Source organism: Marinobacter sp. MBR-105 (assembly GCF_053628895.1).
Genome location: NZ_JBRJHG010000012.1, coordinates 34,369 through 50,253 on the forward strand (window position 1 = coordinate 34,369; position 15,885 = coordinate 50,253).

At 53.8% G+C, this 15,885-nt stretch carries 16 protein-coding genes; 6 read left to right on the plus strand and 10 right to left on the minus strand.

What is annotated here, in order from left to right; translation table 11 throughout:
* Positions 1-32: 32 nt before the first annotated feature.
* Both ACSSVV_RS14275 and ACSSVV_RS14280 read left to right on the plus strand, forming a co-directional pair.
* Entirely contained in the window at positions 33-956 is a 924-nt protein-coding gene (locus ACSSVV_RS14275) for a branched-chain amino acid transaminase (RefSeq protein WP_022992054.1), read from the plus strand.
* Positions 935-1,777 carry a 3-deoxy-D-manno-octulosonic acid kinase gene (locus ACSSVV_RS14280; RefSeq protein ID WP_081432058.1) on the plus strand — a complete coding sequence of 281 codons (843 nt, stop codon included), beginning with the start codon at positions 935-937 and terminating at the stop codon, positions 1,775-1,777. Before ACSSVV_RS14275 ends, ACSSVV_RS14280 begins: the two co-directional genes overlap by 22 nt.
* Here the strand turns inward: ACSSVV_RS14280 and ACSSVV_RS14285 are convergent.
* Genes ACSSVV_RS14285 through ACSSVV_RS14325 form a run of 9 tightly spaced genes read right to left on the minus strand, consistent with a single transcriptional unit; the run spans position 1,767 to position 10,748 of the window.
* Positions 1,767-2,873: a glycosyltransferase family 4 protein gene (locus tag ACSSVV_RS14285; protein WP_011784298.1), complete on the minus strand. Its 1,107-nt coding sequence runs from the start codon at positions 2,871-2,873 to the stop codon at positions 1,767-1,769. The genes ACSSVV_RS14280 and ACSSVV_RS14285 overlap by 11 nt on opposite strands.
* A complete protein-coding gene (locus ACSSVV_RS14290; RefSeq protein ID WP_011784299.1) occupies positions 2,870-4,117 on the minus strand; it encodes an O-antigen ligase family protein in 1,248 nt (415 codons plus the stop codon). The genes ACSSVV_RS14285 and ACSSVV_RS14290 overlap by 4 nt, the downstream gene beginning before the upstream one ends.
* On the minus strand, positions 4,114-5,121 hold the full coding sequence (locus ACSSVV_RS14295; RefSeq protein ID WP_049756919.1) for a WavE lipopolysaccharide synthesis family protein: 1,008 nt from the start codon (positions 5,119-5,121) through the stop codon (positions 4,114-4,116). The genes ACSSVV_RS14290 and ACSSVV_RS14295 overlap by 4 nt, the downstream gene beginning before the upstream one ends.
* A gap of 20 nt (positions 5,122-5,141) precedes the next feature.
* On the minus strand, positions 5,142-6,218 hold the full coding sequence (locus tag ACSSVV_RS14300) for a hypothetical protein (RefSeq protein WP_011784301.1): 1,077 nt from the start codon (positions 6,216-6,218) through the stop codon (positions 5,142-5,144).
* Positions 6,219-7,082: an aminoglycoside phosphotransferase family protein gene (locus tag ACSSVV_RS14305; RefSeq protein ID WP_011784302.1), complete on the minus strand. Its 864-nt coding sequence runs from the start codon at positions 7,080-7,082 to the stop codon at positions 6,219-6,221. It abuts the gene before it with no gap.
* 40 nt (positions 7,083-7,122) lie between these two features.
* On the minus strand, positions 7,123-7,677 hold the full coding sequence (gene gmhB, locus ACSSVV_RS14310) for a D-glycero-beta-D-manno-heptose 1,7-bisphosphate 7-phosphatase (RefSeq protein ID WP_011784303.1): 555 nt from the start codon (positions 7,675-7,677) through the stop codon (positions 7,123-7,125).
* Entirely contained in the window at positions 7,674-8,717 is a 1,044-nt protein-coding gene (locus ACSSVV_RS14315) for a glycosyltransferase family 9 protein (RefSeq protein WP_011784304.1), read from the minus strand. Before ACSSVV_RS14315 ends, gmhB begins: the two co-directional genes overlap by 4 nt.
* Before the next feature lies 1 nt (position 8,718).
* Positions 8,719-10,167 (minus strand): bifunctional D-glycero-beta-D-manno-heptose-7-phosphate kinase/D-glycero-beta-D-manno-heptose 1-phosphate adenylyltransferase HldE, encoded by a 1,449-nt coding sequence (hldE, locus tag ACSSVV_RS14320; protein ID WP_396627806.1) that lies wholly within the window; start codon positions 10,165-10,167, stop codon positions 8,719-8,721.
* Complete coding sequence (locus ACSSVV_RS14325) at positions 10,164-10,748, minus strand: D-sedoheptulose-7-phosphate isomerase (RefSeq protein WP_022992058.1); 585 nt, start codon at positions 10,746-10,748, stop codon at positions 10,164-10,166. Before ACSSVV_RS14325 ends, hldE begins: the two co-directional genes overlap by 4 nt.
* Before the next feature lie 262 nt (positions 10,749-11,010).
* On the opposite strand from ACSSVV_RS14325, the gene rfaD reads away from it, so the two are divergent.
* Genes rfaD through ACSSVV_RS14340 form a run of 3 tightly spaced genes read left to right on the plus strand, consistent with a single transcriptional unit; the run spans position 11,011 to position 13,702 of the window.
* On the plus strand, positions 11,011-11,952 hold the full coding sequence (gene rfaD / locus ACSSVV_RS14330) for an ADP-glyceromanno-heptose 6-epimerase (RefSeq protein WP_011784307.1): 942 nt from the start codon (positions 11,011-11,013) through the stop codon (positions 11,950-11,952).
* Complete coding sequence (gene waaF, locus ACSSVV_RS14335) at positions 11,949-12,956, plus strand: lipopolysaccharide heptosyltransferase II (protein ID WP_011784308.1); 1,008 nt, start codon at positions 11,949-11,951, stop codon at positions 12,954-12,956. The genes rfaD and waaF overlap by 4 nt, the downstream gene beginning before the upstream one ends.
* A complete protein-coding gene (locus ACSSVV_RS14340) occupies positions 12,953-13,702 on the plus strand; it encodes a glycosyltransferase family 2 protein (protein WP_011784309.1) in 750 nt (249 codons plus the stop codon). The genes waaF and ACSSVV_RS14340 overlap by 4 nt, the downstream gene beginning before the upstream one ends.
* Here ACSSVV_RS14340 and ACSSVV_RS14345 read toward each other — a convergent pair.
* A complete protein-coding gene (locus ACSSVV_RS14345; RefSeq protein WP_454106434.1) occupies positions 13,686-14,717 on the minus strand; it encodes a glycosyltransferase family 4 protein in 1,032 nt (343 codons plus the stop codon). The two genes, ACSSVV_RS14340 and ACSSVV_RS14345, sit on opposite strands and share 17 nt — an antisense overlap.
* A gap of 133 nt (positions 14,718-14,850) precedes the next feature.
* Between ACSSVV_RS14345 and ACSSVV_RS14350 the strand changes: the two genes are divergently transcribed.
* On the plus strand, positions 14,851-15,879 hold the full coding sequence (locus ACSSVV_RS14350; RefSeq protein ID WP_022992060.1) for a glycosyltransferase family 4 protein: 1,029 nt from the start codon (positions 14,851-14,853) through the stop codon (positions 15,877-15,879).
* The last annotated feature ends 6 nt before the right edge of the window (positions 15,880-15,885 follow it).

A 15,885-nucleotide genomic window follows, 5' to 3' on the forward strand; every position in this document is an offset into this window, starting at 1 on the left:
CCCGAAAACCGCTTACTCAGGAGCAGAACAGAATGTCGATGGCTGATCGCGATGGCCTTATCTGGCTGGATGGTGAAATGGTTCCCTGGCGGGAAGCCAAAACCCACGTCCTCACCCACACCCTGCACTATGGCCTGGGTTGCTTTGAAGGTGTGCGTGCCTACAACACCGCGAATGGCCCGGCGATTTTCCGCCTGAAAGAGCATACCGATCGTCTGTTCCGTTCAGCGCACATCCTGAACATGAAGATGCCGTTCTCCAAGGACGAGATCAATGAAGCCCAGCGTGCCGCGGTGCGGGAAAATAATCTTGATGAAGCTTACTTGCGCCCGATGGCATTCCTGGGCTCTGAAGGTATGGGGCTGCGTGCCGATAACCTGAAGGTGCACGTGATGGTTGCCGCCTGGAGCTGGCCGTCTTACATGTCTCCGGAAGCGAAGGAGCTGGGCATCAAGGTGCGCACCTCGTCCTACACCCGCCACCATGTAAACATCACCATGTGCAAGGCGAAGGCCAACGGTAACTACATCAATTCCATGCTGGCCCTGAATGAAGCCATCTCCGGTGGTGCCGAGGAAGCGCTGCTGCTGGATAACGAGGGCTACGTGGCGGAAGGTTCCGGTGAGAACATCTTTATCGTGCGTGATGGTGTATTGCACACCCCCGAGCTGACTTCCTGCCTGGAAGGTATCACCCGCGCCACCATCATCGATTTTGCCCGAGATCTTGGTCTTCAGGTTAAAGAGCGCCGTATCACCCGTGACGAGGTTTATGTGGCGGAAGAGGCTTTCTTTACCGGTACGGCTGCGGAAGTGCTGCCCATCCGTGAACTGGATGGCCGTCAGATTGGCGAAGGTAAGCGCGGGCCGGTTACCGAGAAGCTGCAGAGTATGTATTTTGACGCGGTGAAGGGGAGGTTGGCTGCGCATCAGGAGTGGCTGACGGCAGTTCGCTAACCCGGAAATCGTGTTCGATCAGTGTAGAAGCCGCCCCAAGTTTCCCGTGGGGCGGCTTTTTATTAGAGTTGTTGGTGAATGGCCTTGTGAGAGGTTCAGTGGTGGGCTCAGATACGGAAGTACATATAAAACGCGATGGCATCAACGCACTGGTGGTGCCTGGGTGGGCAGGGCAGTTCGACCCTGATTGGTTTGACCCTGGTTACTGGGGTGAGCGTGCGGTGCCGGTTTCGTCGGGAGGGCGTGGGAGTGCCTGGTTTGTTGAGCGCAGCCCTGAGCATTGGGTTCTCCGTCATTATCGTCGGGGAGGACTGGCTGGAAAGCTGATACATGACCGGTACCTGTACGCAGGCGAGGCGCACGTTCGCTCGTTCGCTGAATTCCGGCTGTTAATCCAGCTTCGTGTTTTGGGACTGCCTGTACCTGAGCCTGTGGCTGTTATGTACCAGCGCAGAAGATTGTTTTATTCCTCGGCCATTATCATCGAACGCCTTCACGGTGTTCGCCCATTAGGGGATGTTGCTCTAGCCTTGGACAAGCACCGTTGGCGCGAAATCGGGCAAGTGATTCGCCAATTCCATGATGCGGGTGTGTATCACGCGGATTTGAACTGTTTCAATATTCTGGTCGGAGAGACCTCAATCCACCTGATCGATTTTGATAAAGGTGAGCTTCGAGCGCCTCTATCACCGTATCGCACCTCTTGGAAAGGCAATACTGTAGGTCGGTTGAAGCGTTCCCTGAACAAGGCTTATGGTGACGAACTGGAGCGCCAATGGCAGTTTTTCCTTGAGGGGTACAACGTCTCCACTAACGTGTAATGAGAGAACTCAAGAGATCCTGCATAGCGTGTTTTTGATTCACCATTGAATACGTTTGGGCAAGACATGCCGCCGCCTGACTGGCCCGCCTGCCGGCGCCGGGGTCTGTCAGAATGTTCTGCGCGGTTTTTCCCCAGTCCTCCAGGTTGTATCCGCTTATTACTTCTGGCACTGAGTTGTCCCGCATCAACTCAGCAACGCCGACGTTGTCACTTGCGATCGTCGGTACTCCACAAGCCAATCCCTCCAGGACTACACGGCCATACTCTTCAAGTAAGGCAGGGAAGATGTGTAAATCCAAGGCATGAAACAATTCGTGAACGTTTGGTACCGGGTCAATAAATCGAATCCGGGACTGCAAGTCGTGTGCAGATATTTGTTCGGCAAAACGAGTACGGTCTGATTTTCCCACGACAAGGAATTCAATAGGCAAAGATGTGTTTGCTGCGAGAAATCCGGCGATCTCCAGAAAGAAGTGAACGTTTCGCTTGGTAAAGTCTCCGGACGTGATCAGCCCAACAACCGTGGAGGTTTCCGGTATCTGCAACTCTCGGCGAGCTATTCTCCGTAGCTCCTCTTTGCCCGATGTACTGAACAGACTGGTATCAACGCCCTGGTAGAAAACACGTAGCTTCTCTTCGGGTACTGAATATCGGCGATGGAAATCATCGGCCATAAGTTTGGAGTTGGTGATGAGTACCCGGTAATCTCCATCGGAGATAACGGAGTCGTGGAAGGCTGCTACATCAAGCTCCGGAGTGCCGCATTTTTCTTCATGCAACCTGACACAGTTGTGCATCACCAAGATGTCGTTGCTGTGGCTGTCACCATGACTGAAAAAGAGGTCGAAAGAGTTTGCTCTTAACCAGCGTTGTACTCGCGTATCAAACCAGGTTCTGCGATAGGCTCCTTTGATTGGCCATCGCATGATGCGAACGAAATCCGCTCCACATTCATCCAGGATTTTTCGGTTATAGCGTTCTGCGATGATCGTAATGTCATAGCCCAACGCCTTGAGGTACTGGCAGTGTTCAATAACATTCCGAACAGCACCTGTGTACCTCTGAATTTGTCTGATAGCGATGACGGCTTTCAATTTAGATTCTTCCTGTGAGTGTTACAGATGAACCACGCAGCAATAGCATAATACAAACCATAGTTCTGAATAACTCTCCTCTGATCAAACAGGGTGATTGTAAGCCCAAAGAAGATGAAGGATAGAAAAATCACAGCCAGCGTAACACGGAGAATATGGTGGTTCCGATGGCTGCCAGGGCGAGGTGTGGCCAGGTAGAACAAGGGAAGAGTCAGCATTAATAGCAAAAGAAACAGACCTATCAGGCCGTGAGATGCAAGCTGATACAGGTATTGATTGTGAGGCTCGGAAGAAAAATCGGACATGAGTGGTTTTAGGTGCCCTTCTGAAATCCGGGTAAGGATTTCGGTTCGGTATCCAGAGAAACCAGAACCAATAACAGGTGCCTCGGTAATCACATTCAATGCTGCATCCCACATGAGCAAGCGCATTCCCATGGAGGTGTACAACTGACCTTCTGAAAATTTATCCAGCTCACTCAGGGTTAGCTCATATCGTTCGGAGATAGGGTCAACATACTTGACTGAGACGATGGCAGCAGACGCGACGAGCGCGAGCGTAATGACGAAGTAGCGAATTTGGTTTCGAGTAACGCTGAACCAGAACCCAACAGCGAGGAGTGCCAGAAATAGTGCAACGAGGCCGCCCCGGGATCCGGACTCCATAAAGGCTATCAGTGCGCCAACACTTCCCGCCGCGGCTATCACATACCAGTGACGTTTGCTCTGGGTGAGTAATCCTCCAACGCAGAGTATCAAGGTAATTAGGGCGATATTGCCAAAATGGATGGCATGAACCAGTCCGTCTAACCTGCCCTCGCCATCGTGCACAATCCAATACCCCAGAAACACCAGACCGCTCAGGGAAAAACTCAGTAACAGATCTTTTGACCGGAACCGCGCATGAAACAGGAGTGCGATGACAGGAATGCTGATCAAGAGCAGGGCATGTCGCTCGACACGGGATTTCGCGAAATCGCTGGGATCAACGAGCCAGTAAATAATGATTGACCACACAAAGAAGAGAAAAGGCGTGGCAACGAATAGCAGGGCTTTTGGTTCAAAGCAGAGTCTCTCTCGCACATTGGCGCTGATCGCAAATGAGACGATTCCCACGAGACCCAAAAGATACCAAAGGGCACTGCCGTACCCATCAACGATGACGCTGAGTGCAGGGAAGGTGCCAATGACGATAAGCAGTAAATATTTGAGTGTGGATGCCAGGCCACTTTGAACTGGGGTCATTTTATGCTGCCTGACTCACTGATGCGTCTGATTTTGTGGAGTTTGAAGAGGGTCTCCAGCTTGACAGGATGCACATGGACCAAGCGTTTCAGAAACAGGTTTGCCTTCACTGAAGCTGGTGCTTTAGGGAAGTCCGGGTCACAGTAACGGCGATAAATCTCTTGCCATTCCCAGTGTTGCCATTGGGCGCATTGCCCTTTGGTACGTGAGATTCGGGCGGTTCCGAGAAATTTCTGGCAAAGCCCCAAACCGAGCTCTGGAGGGGAGGCAATTATCAGATTGTTGGCGAAACACAGATCAGACTGGTTCATCTTGAGGGGCGATCTGTCAAGTAAGCCGTTGATACTTAATGATGAATCAAATTTCCTCAGGGCTTTTATCCAGAACATCTGGGTGCAATCGGGCGGATAATCTGTAAATAGAGTGTCCTCGCTATCACGAATCGGGTCCTGGGCGTCGTCAAAAAGGGCAAGATCCCAAAGGGCTTTCAAATCTTCGGTTAAGCCAAAATAGAAGAAGTCGGAGAGGTGGAAGGGTACCCGGAATCCTTTGGCATACTGTCTTGTGAACACGTTTGAGACGACAACTCTCTCTTTCAGAAAGCAATGCGTTGAGGTTCTTTTGGGGTATGCTCGTTGCAGGGCTACGAAGTTATTTCCCGTCAGATAGTTGTCACTGCGTAATTTGACGGCGTATTTTGTGGTGACTTCTTTCAGGCCCTCACGGGTTGAAACTATCTGCCTGTTATTATTGAAACGATGTGGTGCGCCGTCCCTTCCAAAAAACCTGACATTAGACCCTGGATCGTCGGAAATAACGAGCCGATCGAAATCGAGTCCAGCGAGCTCCTGGCCGGGCCATGTTGAGAGAATCAAGGTGCTGCCAGGAAGATGCCGTCGAACTGACTCCAGGCATTTTTGGGTAATGCCTGGTTCTTGTTCGCGGTCTTGAAAGCTTTGAACAGGACCCTGGACAACCACGCTAATGTCAGAAAAGTCGCTCATTCTCATGCTCGTATCAGGTTTCATATGCCAATATCGAAGCCAATAGACTCTTCAAGCATTTCTTTTAGGTCGTCGCTGTTTCGTTTGATATTTATCGCGTCACAGCTCTTGAACGGGTTTGTTCTGGCGTAATCATTGATTACGATTCTTCGGCCATGCACCAGGCCAAAAATAATATCGTCGTAAGGAATATTTAATCGCTCAAGTTGCTGGATGGTCGCTTCTCGAAAGCTTTCCTTTCGCGACGTAGTGATAATTATCTGGACTTTCCCAGATTTGTGGAGTTTGTTCAGGACCTGAATGTTCTTTGTTATACCATCGGTTTCGCCCCAATATGGAGAGTTGTACTGGGCCGAATTCTCTACTAAGGTTCCATCAAGGTCTACGAAAAGCGTAGAGTATTGAGCCTTATATTGATTCCACTCGCGAATCGTTCCCCAGTCACAATAATCTTCACTATGCAGGGCGTTGAAAGTGTGGCCGTCGAGAAGCATCTGATAAATGATATTAGATATGTAAAGGTCGGGCGAGTCGCTGCTCAGCTTTTCATAAGTGTCCATAAATGTTTGGGCTGACTCAAAAACGTAACCTCCCACACAGAACGTTGAGCTAACGATCTTTTTCTCAACAATATTTTGGACAAAGCCGTATTCATCAATGTCTATATAGCTTTTGTTTCGTGCGTTAACGGTTTCTAGCTCGTGGAGATCCAGACAACAGACGTGGTTTCCCTCCCTAACGGGAGCAGAGAACTGGTTGTCAGAGTCTTTAATGAATATTGGACCGGTGATGCCCGCAGTCTTGAGTCCTTGATAAACCGTCTCGGGCTGGTTTCGTGTGCGTTCTTCCAGCATGATAAAACGAAGTTTGTCTCTGTGGCCAATTTCATCAAACTGAGTTTCAATCGCGACTCGTACGGAATGTTTGTCTTCATGCTCCTGTAAGCAGATCAAGTTGATACTTTCAAATTTATCCAGGTCCAGCTTTTTGATCGCTTCGACAATCATCATGTGGCCCCTGGGGTGAGTAAGGAGCCATTTTGGTTTCATGTCTGGGAACCGTGATGAGCTTCCAGCAACTGGCAGAATAAGGTGCATTTAGTCCTCCAGAGTCTTCAGGGATGTTTGAATGAAATTTAAAGTGGTTGTGTCGTTGGCGTACGGCAAAATTCTTAGAACGTTGACAGATTGGAGTATGTTGTACTCTTTCCCGGAGATTCCGAGAGCTGAAAGCTTACTTTTTGTAAATATATCCAATTGCCGGAGGCCTTGGCAGACTCGAAGATGAGAGAATGGCTTTTTGGATTTGGCGAGAGACCAGTGAAGGTGTGTATCCTGTCGAAGCTTGACTAGGTCCATGATTGGGGAATCGATGTAGCTGTCCAGGAAATCGAATAGGCCGATGCAATCACCATTGGCAGAAAAAACGATGTTGGACAGGGTAAAATCGCCGTGACACCAACCATTCGGAATATTAATTTCTTTTTTTGTTAATCGGTTTCGCAATTTATTCCCGAAGTGCTGGTCGATCTCTTGTTTTTGAGGCTCCCCTGAAATGTTGCGAGATATTTCATCCAGCTTTAACAAAGCCGACGTATTAACTGTTTGGTAGTCGGTTCGCAGGTTGTGATCGATGAAGCCTTCGATTGCTTTGATACTTTGCATTAACGCAGGCACGGAACAAACGCCAAGGAAGTCGATGAAGTTCAGGTAGGGTAGAAATTCCATTCGTGCGGAATAGAGGCCGGGATTATCCGCTTCATCATAGAGTTCTGGGACTATTATGGCAGGGTTCGTAAGTGCGTGTCGGAAGTCGTTTTGTTTGCGAATTTGTGCCTGGAGACGCGGAATATACGACGGGAGTGCGCATTCTTTTTCAACCATGATTCGCTGGTCATGAGTAAGCAGCCTTACGGTGCATCCCGAATTGCCAGAAATCTCAATTGAAGGCTGATGTAGCATTCCCGCTCCTTAGCTTTCTATTTGGTCTTATGTAATCACACTAGACCGATGATCTATCGTGGATAATCTGGTCAACATGCGTTAGCAGAGATAGTGAGGCCTCGTTGTTCGACAACGTCACAAAGAGGCTGCCGGTCAACACCCTTACCTTTGTGCCGATACCGGCTCGTTCCGCTGCTGCAACGTCACTTGGTTTATCCCCGACCATAATGCACTCCGCCGGGTCCAGCTCAAACTCCTCAATCCCCCTCAATATCATCCCCGGCTTCGGCTTCCTGCAGTCACAGTCTCGTTCACCTGCAGGTCCGAAATCCGGATGATGCGGACAATGATAAACCTTGGAGATGGTCACGCCCTGTTCCTTGAAGCGTTCCACCATCCAATCTGTGAGTTCCCGGAATTGGGCTTCGGAGTACATACCTCGGGCAATGCCGGATTGATTGGTGACGACAATCAACAGGTAGCCCCTTTCCTGAAAATGCCGGCAGGCTTCGAAAATCCCGTCTACAAACTCGAAATCCTCTTTGCGGTATACATAGCCGTGATCCACGTTGATCACGCCATCCCGGTCCAGAAATACGGCTTTGTTGGTCATAGGTTCTGTTCCTGAATACAGCGGTCCAACATGTCGATAACCTGTTCTGTCGTGATGTTTTCCATCAACTCTGCGCCCTTGAGTCTCTGGCCCCAGCGGCTCTGCTCTGGGGTCTCGCCTCGCGTCTGCTTCAGTGCGGGGGTATAGGCGTCTACCACGTAGTTTTGCCAAAGGTAGGGGCCGGTACGTTTCGGGTTGCTGTGAGCGTAGAGGCCAATAACGGGTGTGCCGGCAGCAACGGCCATGTGGGCCGGGCCGGTGTCTGGTGCGAGCACGAGGCTGGCCTCACCAATCAGGGCGAACAATTGCTTCAGGCTCGACTGGCCAACCAGATTGTGCAAGGAATGTTTGGCATGGGCCTGAATGTTGGCAGCCAATTGCTTTTCATAATCGGCCGGCCCGCCACACAGATACACGGAAAAACCCTGACTGGCGGCGTAGTCGGCTACCGCGGCGTATCGGTCTGGCAGCCAGTTCCGCTCGGTGTTGGAGGCGGCGGCGGTGATGATCAGGTGTTTGCTGGTGTTCGGGTCGAGCTGGGCTTTGGCCCAGCCCCTGTCTTCCGCATTAACCGGAATGTTCCAGTCGGGCTCTTCGAGTGGGATGCCCAGCGATTTCTGGAACTGTCGGAAATTGTCCAGCACATGGACCTTGTCCGTTGGCTCGATCCGCTCGTTGATAAACAGGCTGTGCAGCTCTTTGCTTTTGGCTTTGTCGTAGCCAATTCGCCGCTTGGCGGAAATACACAAGCTGGCGAGATTCGCTCTCAGGGCGACTTGCATCAGTAGCAGGGCGTCAAATCGTTTGCCCTGGAGTTGGCGCCGAAGGTTGCGGTACGCGGCCATGCCCCGCTTCTTGTCAAACACGACAAAGTTGACGCCGTCCATGCCTGCCATCAGCGCGGCTTCGGCCTTGCCTATCACCCAAGTGATCTCAGCTTCCGGGTAATGTTGCCGGATGGCATTCACTACGGCAGCGGCGTTGCAGGTGTCGCCGATGGCCGACAGGCGCAGCAGGCAGATGGAGCGTGGCGCAGACAAGTCAGCCTCGAACTTTCTTGATCAGCCCGGTGGTGGAACGGCCTTCAACCGTGGGCAGGATGGCAACCTCACCGCCGTTTTCCTGAACAAAGTCCGCGCCGACGATGGTGTCGATGGAGTAGTCGCCGCCTTTGGCGAGCACCTGCGGATTCACCCGTTTGATGAGTTGCTCGGGGGTGTCGTTCTCCACAGTGTTGTCACCGAAGGGGATGACCCAGTCCACGCAAGCCAGGGCGGATAGCACTTCCATCCGGTCTTCCAGCGAGTTTACCGGGCGTTCTTCGCCTTTAAGGCGACGCACGGAAGCATCGGAGTTTAACCCCACGACCAGCCGGTCACCGAGAGCCCTAGCCTGCGCCAGGTAACGCACATGGCCGGCGTGCAGGATATCGAAGCAGCCGTTGGTAAAGACAATCCGCTCGCCCTGTTGGCGGGCGTAGTCAATGTGCAGCAGGCTCTGCTCGACGCTGGGGTGGTAGCCGCTGGTCTTGGCCGACCACTGATGGCTGGCGCGGGCCGCCAGTTCCTCCGGGGAAACGGTTGCGGCGCCTAGTTTGGCCACCACGATGCCGGCCGCAAGGTTGGACAGCCAGGCCGCGTCTTTCAGATCAAACCCGGCACTCAGCAGGGTGCCCAGGGTGGCGATCACGGTGTCACCGGCACCGGTGACGTCACTCACTTCCAGGACTTCCGCCGGGAAATGGTGGTGCTCCGTCGGGGTGATCAGGCTCATGCCTTGCTCGCTGCGGGTCAGCAGCATGGTATCGATGCCCGCGTCGGTCAGCATGGCGCGGGCCGAGCTCAGCATGGCGTCATCTGAGGAGGCATCTCCGCCGGCGGCCTTGAACTCACTCAGATTCGGGGTAATGACAGTTGCGCCACGATACAGGGAGAAGTCTTTGCTTTTCGGGTCCACCAGCACTTGCTTGCCGGCCTTTCGCGCAGCCTGGATCAAGTCGCCAACACAGGCGAGGGTGCCTTTGGCGTAGTCGCTGATGATGACCGTGTTGTATTGCTCGATCAGTTCGGCATAGCGTTGCTTGACACTCTCGGCCTGTGCGACGGGGAAGGTGTCTTCCATGTCCAGCCGAACCATCTGTTGATGGCGGGAAATGATTCGCGTCTTGGAGATGGTGCGGGCGTCGTCCAGCTCCAGCAGTTCGGAGTGGACTTTCTCCTTAATAAGGAGGTCTTTCAGCAAACGACCGTCTGTGTCGTTGCCGATGATGCCAAGAATGGCAGCTTGGCCGTCGAGGTGGGCAATGTTCCTGGCAACGTTGGCGGCACCACCGGCACGGTCTTCGGTGTGGGCAACGCGCACCACCGGCACCGGCGCCTCTGGTGATATGCGGTTGGTGTCGCCAATGAAGTAGCGGTCAAGCATCACATCGCCGATCACCAGAACAGAAGCATTCTGAAGCTGGTCCAGCCGGGCCAGGTCAAGCATCAGTCAAGGCCTCCGGACAGCACCACCTCATCCATCGCTTCACACAGCCAGTGGCCGATGAACATATGGGCCTCCTGGATACGGGCGGTTTCGTCGCTACGAATAATAATAGATAGCTTCGCGATGTCTCTGACTTTGCCTCCGTCCCGGCCGGTAAGGGCAACGGTTGCTGCGCCCAGGTCGTTTGCGGCTTTCAGGGCACGGTTGATGTTCTCGCTCTGGCCGGAGGTGGTCAGGCCGATCACCAGGTCTTCCGGCTTGCCCAGCCCCAGAACTTGCCGCTCGAATACGGTCTCGAATTCGTAGTCGTTCGGGTGTGCCGTCAGAATGGAGGTGTCTGTGGTCAGGGCGATGGATGCCAGGGGGCCGCGCTCTTTTTTATAGCGGACCATGAACTCGGCTGCCAAATGCTGCGAATCTGCGGCACTGCCACCGTTGCCCAGAAAGATGATCTTGCCGCCCCGTTTCAGGCTTTGGCGCGTCAGCTCCAACAGTTGCTCGACGGCTTCCTGGTGTTCTTCCATCACGGCAAAAGTTTTGCGGTGCCGTTCCAGGGTGGCGAGGTAACTGCTTGGCTGGGACATGTGAGCCTCCGGTATGAACAATCCCAAAGTCGACCCGGTGCGGCAGCACCAGTTCCAATCGCGAAGTGTATCATGGCCGCAACAGGCGTCCCATATGCTTTTTCACAGGCTAACCGCCCGTTAATCCAGTGTTCATCATGCTTCTGGCCGATGGCCGCTCGGGCTCTGGTTGTTTTAGGCAGGTACAAAAGAGGTTAGTATTATGGCTGAACACAGTGGCCATCTTCTGGCCTGTCCGCACAGAAATTTCAGGAGCCTTACCATGATTGTCGTCACTGGCGGTGCCGGTTTCATTGGAGCCAACATTATTCACGCCCTTAACCTGCGTGGCGAAACCGATATTCTGGTGGTGGACGATCTGACCGACGGTACCCGTTTCCGGAATCTGGCGGAGCTAGATGTCACGGACTACATGGACAAAGGTGAGTTTCTGGAACGGGTGAAAGCCAACGATTTGCCCATGGGTATCCGTGCCGTGTTCCATGAAGGTGCCTGCTCAGACACCACCGAGTGGGACGGCAAGTTCATGATGGAGAACAACTACACCTACTCCAAGGTGTTGTTGCACTGGTGCCTTGATCGCAAGGTGCCGTTCCTCTACGCGTCCAGCGCGGCGGTCTACGGTGCCAGTGACGAATTCCGTGAAGAGCGGGAGTGCGAGCGGCCGCTGAACGTTTACGGTTATTCCAAGTGGCAGTTTGACCAGTATGTGCGCAAGATTCTGCCCTCCGCCCGCAGCCAGATTGTTGGTTTCCGCTACTTCAACGTGTACGGCCCCAGGGAGCAGCACAAGGGCAAGATGGCTTCGGTTGCCTATCACCTGCACGAGCAGATCAAGGCCGGCCAGAACCCCAAGCTGTTCGAGGGGTGGGATGGTTACTCTGATGGTGGTCAGCAGCGGGATTTCGTTTACGTGGATGATGTCTGCAAGGTTAACCTCTGGTTCTACGACAACCCCGAACAGTCCGGCATTTTCAACCTGGGTACAGGGCGCGCCCAGTCGTTTCTGGATGTGGCTCAGGCTGTTATCCGCTACCACGGCAAGGGCAGTGTTGAGTTCATTCCCTTCCCGGATGAGCTGAAAGGGCGCTATCAGAGCTTTACCCAGGCCGATATTACCGCTTTGCGTGATGTTGGCTACACCGCTGAGTTTGCTGATGTGGCCAGTGGTGTTGAGAGCTATCTGGCCTGGCTGGACCGATGAAATACCTGGTGGTAGGGCCGTCCTGGGTGGGTGACATGGTCATGGCCCAGGCGCTGTTCATGTCCCTCAAACAACAGGACCCGCAAGCAGAAATCGACGTGCTGGCTCCCGGGTGGTCGCTCCCGATCATCGCGCGTATGCCTGAGGTCAACACAGGCATCGCGGCACCCTGGAAAAGTGGTCAGCTGGCCCTGAAGGCTCAGTGGCGACTGGCCAGAATGCTAAAAGGGTATGATAAAGCCATTGTCCTGCCGCGTTCGTTCAAGTCCTCTTTGATCCCTTTCTTTGCAGGCATTCCCGAGAGGGTTGGTTTCAGTGGGGAAGGACGCTCGATTCTGCTGACCGATGCCCGGCGCAGACACCCGACTCGAGACGGCTCTACCATCACTGACAAAACCGTGTGGCGTTACATGGGGCTTGGGGCCAGCAAGGCGGATTACGAAACCTATCAGTTTGATGTGCCACAACCGTCACTGACGATTAACAAGACAAACCTGAACGACGTGATGGGCAAGCTGGGCCTGGACCCGGAACGCCCCGCCATTGCCATCTGCCCTGGTGCGGAGTTCGGCCCAGCAAAGCAGTGGCCTCTTGAAAGCCACCGGGCGCTCGCCGAAAAACTGGTACAGCAGGGTTTTCAAGTATGGGTTATGGGCGGTCCGAAAGATGTGGAGCCGGGTGACCAGATTGCCAATGGTCAGAAAGGCGTGTTCAATCTTTGTGGCAAAACCCGCCTGGAAGATACCGTGGACCTGTTCAGTCATTGCCGCAAAGTGGTCAGTCACGATTCCGGCTTGATGCACGTGGCCGCCGCTTCTGGTGCTGATGTGGTTGCCATCTACGGTTCCACCAGCCCGGATTTCACGCCTCCGCTGACGGATAAGGCGACGATTGTCCGGCATCCGGTGGAGTGTAGTCCCTGCTTTGAGCGGACCTGCCGTTTTGGTCATTACAATTGCTTGACCGGTATTTCCGTGCAGCGGGTTCTGGAGGCTTGCCAGTGAAACTCAGCGCGGTACTGATCACTAAGAACGCAGGGCCTGAGTTTGCCAAATGCCTGGAGAGTCTGGCTTTTGCCGATGAGATTGTAGTGCTGGACTCTGGTTCGACGGACGATACGCTGGCCGTCGCCGAGCGATTCAGGGCGCGCATTTTCAAATCGGACGACTGGCCAGGCTTTGGTCCGCAGCGTCAGAGGGCCCAAAGCCACGCACAGGGCGAGTGGTTGTTCTGGATCGATACCGACGAAGTGGTCACCCCTGAGCTGGCCTCCTCCATTCAGCACGCCATCGAGCAGGCAAGGGCGAAGCAGGTGTTTCAGGTAAAGCGGTTGTCGTGGTTTTTTGGCCGCTTTATCCGGCACTCCGGCTGGTATCCCGATAAAGTGGTTCGGTTATACCGCCGCGAAGAATACCGGTATGACGATGCGTTGGTGCACGAAAAGGTGCACTGTCCGGATGCCAGCGTGGAAACGCTTGAAGGGGATCTTCTGCACTATACTGCCACTAATTTCCCGGAGTATATGGCGAAATCCGTTCGCTATGCTGAGGATTGGGCCGAAGGGCGGGCCCGCCGCGGCAAGACAGCATCCCTGCTCTCTGCATGCATCCACGGCGTTGGCGCCTTTGTCCGAAAGTATCTGCTTCAAAGAGGGTTTCTGGACGGCCGGCATGGGTTTTTGTTGGCCGTCACCACCGCCATTTATGCCTTTAACAAATACGCAGCGCTCTGGATTAAAACTCGCCGTTGACGGTTTCGTTCAGCACCTTCAAAAGGGCTTCAGACGACTGCTGTACATGAAAGTGCGAGGCGATTCTTTTTTGGGCGCTTTGACCCATATTGGTGCATAGCTCTGGGGATTCATGTAGCCGCTGAATGCCTGCAGCAATTTCTTCAGCGCTACCGGGCGTTACGCGTATGCCGGATACACCATCTTCAATGAGCTCTGCACTCCCTCCGGTATCGCTGACGATCGGTGCAACGCCATAGGCCATAGCTTCAATCACCGTTTTTGGAAGCCCCTCCCGTTTGGTTGAAGCCAGCACGGATACCTGGCAGGACGCAATGATGGCCGGCGCGTCTTTTCTAAATCCAGTCAGGTGAATTCTGTCGGCCATCGGGCTGGCCTGGATTAGAGTCTGAACCTCTGGATTGTCCATTCCCCGGCCCACGAGCAATAGGTGGATGTTGCTGTCCGCGGGTAAAAGGTGTGTGGCTTTCAGCAGAATTGGCAGTCCTTTTCTGGGGCGGATATTTGCCACCGACCCAACCACAAAGGCGCCATCCGGTACGCCGAATTGTTTGAGGTCTACCGGAGTATCCTGGTACCAGTCGAGATCGTGGCCTTTATAGACCGTACAAACTTTGTCTTTGTTGCCCCAGACGTGCTTTTGTAGGTCATCGCGGGTTGCTTTGGAAACGCAGATAATTCGATCCACCCGTGGGCTTAAGTGGGTCAGGTAGCCACTTGGGTCCCAGCGGCTGATATTGCCGGTTTGGCCTCGATAGGTCATAACTTTGACTGGCAGGCCGATTGCCGCAAGGTTGGTGTTAGCGATGGCTTTGTTGTTAAAGCAGTACACGGCGTCAAACTTGCCTTCGATCAGGAGGTGACGAATTCGACGAATGGCTTCAGGCTCTATTTTCTTTCGGGGATGGAAACCGTGTACCTTGATGCCGTTTTCTTCAAATCGGGAGCGGTACTCTGCATCCGGCTGTGTCATCAGCTCAACTTCGACACCCAACTTTGCCAGCCCGATCAGCATTTCGGCTTCAGGCCGAACAGAATTCCAGGTATCTACATAGGAGCTGATTACAAGTAGCTTCACAGTGTTATGTCCTTTTCATGGTCGATCTCTTACACTGCCGCCATTAAAACATCGACGGGGCCGAGTTGGTATGCACATTTGCCACGTAAATCTGGCCGGAGGTTTTTCCGGTGGTGAGCGACAGACCGTAAACCTGATTCGGGAGCTGGCGAAGCGTGGCATTCAGCAATCGCTGGTGGCCCGGCCGGGGAGTCGTCTATGGGCTGAGCTGGAAAGCATCCAATCGCTCGGTAGGCGAGAGACTGCACATTTTCTGCTGGGCCACGGCAAGGGGGATTGGGACCTCGTTCATTGCCACGACGGTAAATCAGTCTACTGGGCCTGGATCGAGTCCCGCCTGCGTAGAACGCCTTACGTCGTCACACGGCGAGTCGATAATCCCATCGGAACCGGGCGCCTGACGTCTGCGGCCTATGGCGGAGCCGCGACCGTCGTCTGCCTGAGTTCGGCCATTGAATCAGTTGTACAACAGCGACTGGGCCGCGTGGACACTGTCATCATTCCCTCGAGTTTCTCAGGCTTTCCCGCCGCACCAGACGCCGTCGAAGCTATCCGGCAGCAGTATCCCGCCAAACGCCTGGTTGGCCAAGTGGGGCGCCTCCTGAAGCACAAGGGTTATCACATCACGATTGAGGCAGCGCGTTTGCTGGGCAGCCTCAGGCCAGACGTGCAGTTCATTTTCCTGGGAGAAGGGCCAGATGAACAGTGGCTCAAGTCCCAGGCACAGGGTTTGCCCAACGTCAGTTTTCTGGGGCATAAAGATAACGTCGGGGATTGGTTGGCAGCTCTGGATGTCTTCGTGTTCCCCTCACTCTCCGAGGGGCTTGGCTCAACGATTCTTGAGGCCATGCAACATCGTGTGCCGGTGGTTGGGGCCAAAGCCGGAGGCATTCCTGATCTGATCTCCGATAAAGCGAATGGTCTTCTGGTATCTCCGGGTGACCCGGAGGCTTTGGCTTCGGCGATTCAGTTTATCCTCGATAGCCCTGAGCAGGCCGCCGCTTTCGCAGACGCTGCCCAGGCTGGATTAACAGCGTTCAGCCCTGCGTCGGTAGCGGAGCGTTACCTGGGACTCTACTCCGCAACCTTGCAATCCTAAGGTAGT

Bases quoted from the DNA above. Each gene is read 5' to 3' on its own strand.
- ACSSVV_RS14275 (WP_022992054.1), top strand. From the start codon at position 33: ATGTCGATGGCTGATCGCGATGGCCTTATCTGGCTGGATGGTGAAATG.
- ACSSVV_RS14290 (WP_011784299.1), bottom strand. From the start codon at position 4,117: ATGACCCCAGTTCAAAGTGGCCTGGCATCCACACTCAAATATTTACTG.
- ACSSVV_RS14295 (WP_049756919.1), bottom strand. From the start codon at position 5,121: ATGAGCGACTTTTCTGACATTAGCGTGGTTGTCCAGGGTCCTGTTCAA.
- ACSSVV_RS14300 (WP_011784301.1), bottom strand. From the start codon at position 6,218: ATGCACCTTATTCTGCCAGTTGCTGGAAGCTCATCACGGTTCCCAGAC.
- ACSSVV_RS14305 (WP_011784302.1), bottom strand. From the start codon at position 7,082: ATGCTACATCAGCCTTCAATTGAGATTTCTGGCAATTCGGGATGCACC.
- gmhB (WP_011784303.1), bottom strand. From the start codon at position 7,677: ATGACCAACAAAGCCGTATTTCTGGACCGGGATGGCGTGATCAACGTG.
- ACSSVV_RS14325 (WP_022992058.1), bottom strand. From the start codon at position 10,748: ATGTCCCAGCCAAGCAGTTACCTCGCCACCCTGGAACGGCACCGCAAA.
- rfaD (WP_011784307.1), top strand. From the start codon at position 11,011: ATGATTGTCGTCACTGGCGGTGCCGGTTTCATTGGAGCCAACATTATT.
- waaF (WP_011784308.1), top strand. From the start codon at position 11,949: ATGAAATACCTGGTGGTAGGGCCGTCCTGGGTGGGTGACATGGTCATG.
- ACSSVV_RS14345 (WP_454106434.1), bottom strand. From the start codon at position 14,717: ATGCTGATCGGGCTGGCAAAGTTGGGTGTCGAAGTTGAGCTGATGACA.
- ACSSVV_RS14350 (WP_022992060.1), top strand. From the start codon at position 14,851: ATGCACATTTGCCACGTAAATCTGGCCGGAGGTTTTTCCGGTGGTGAG.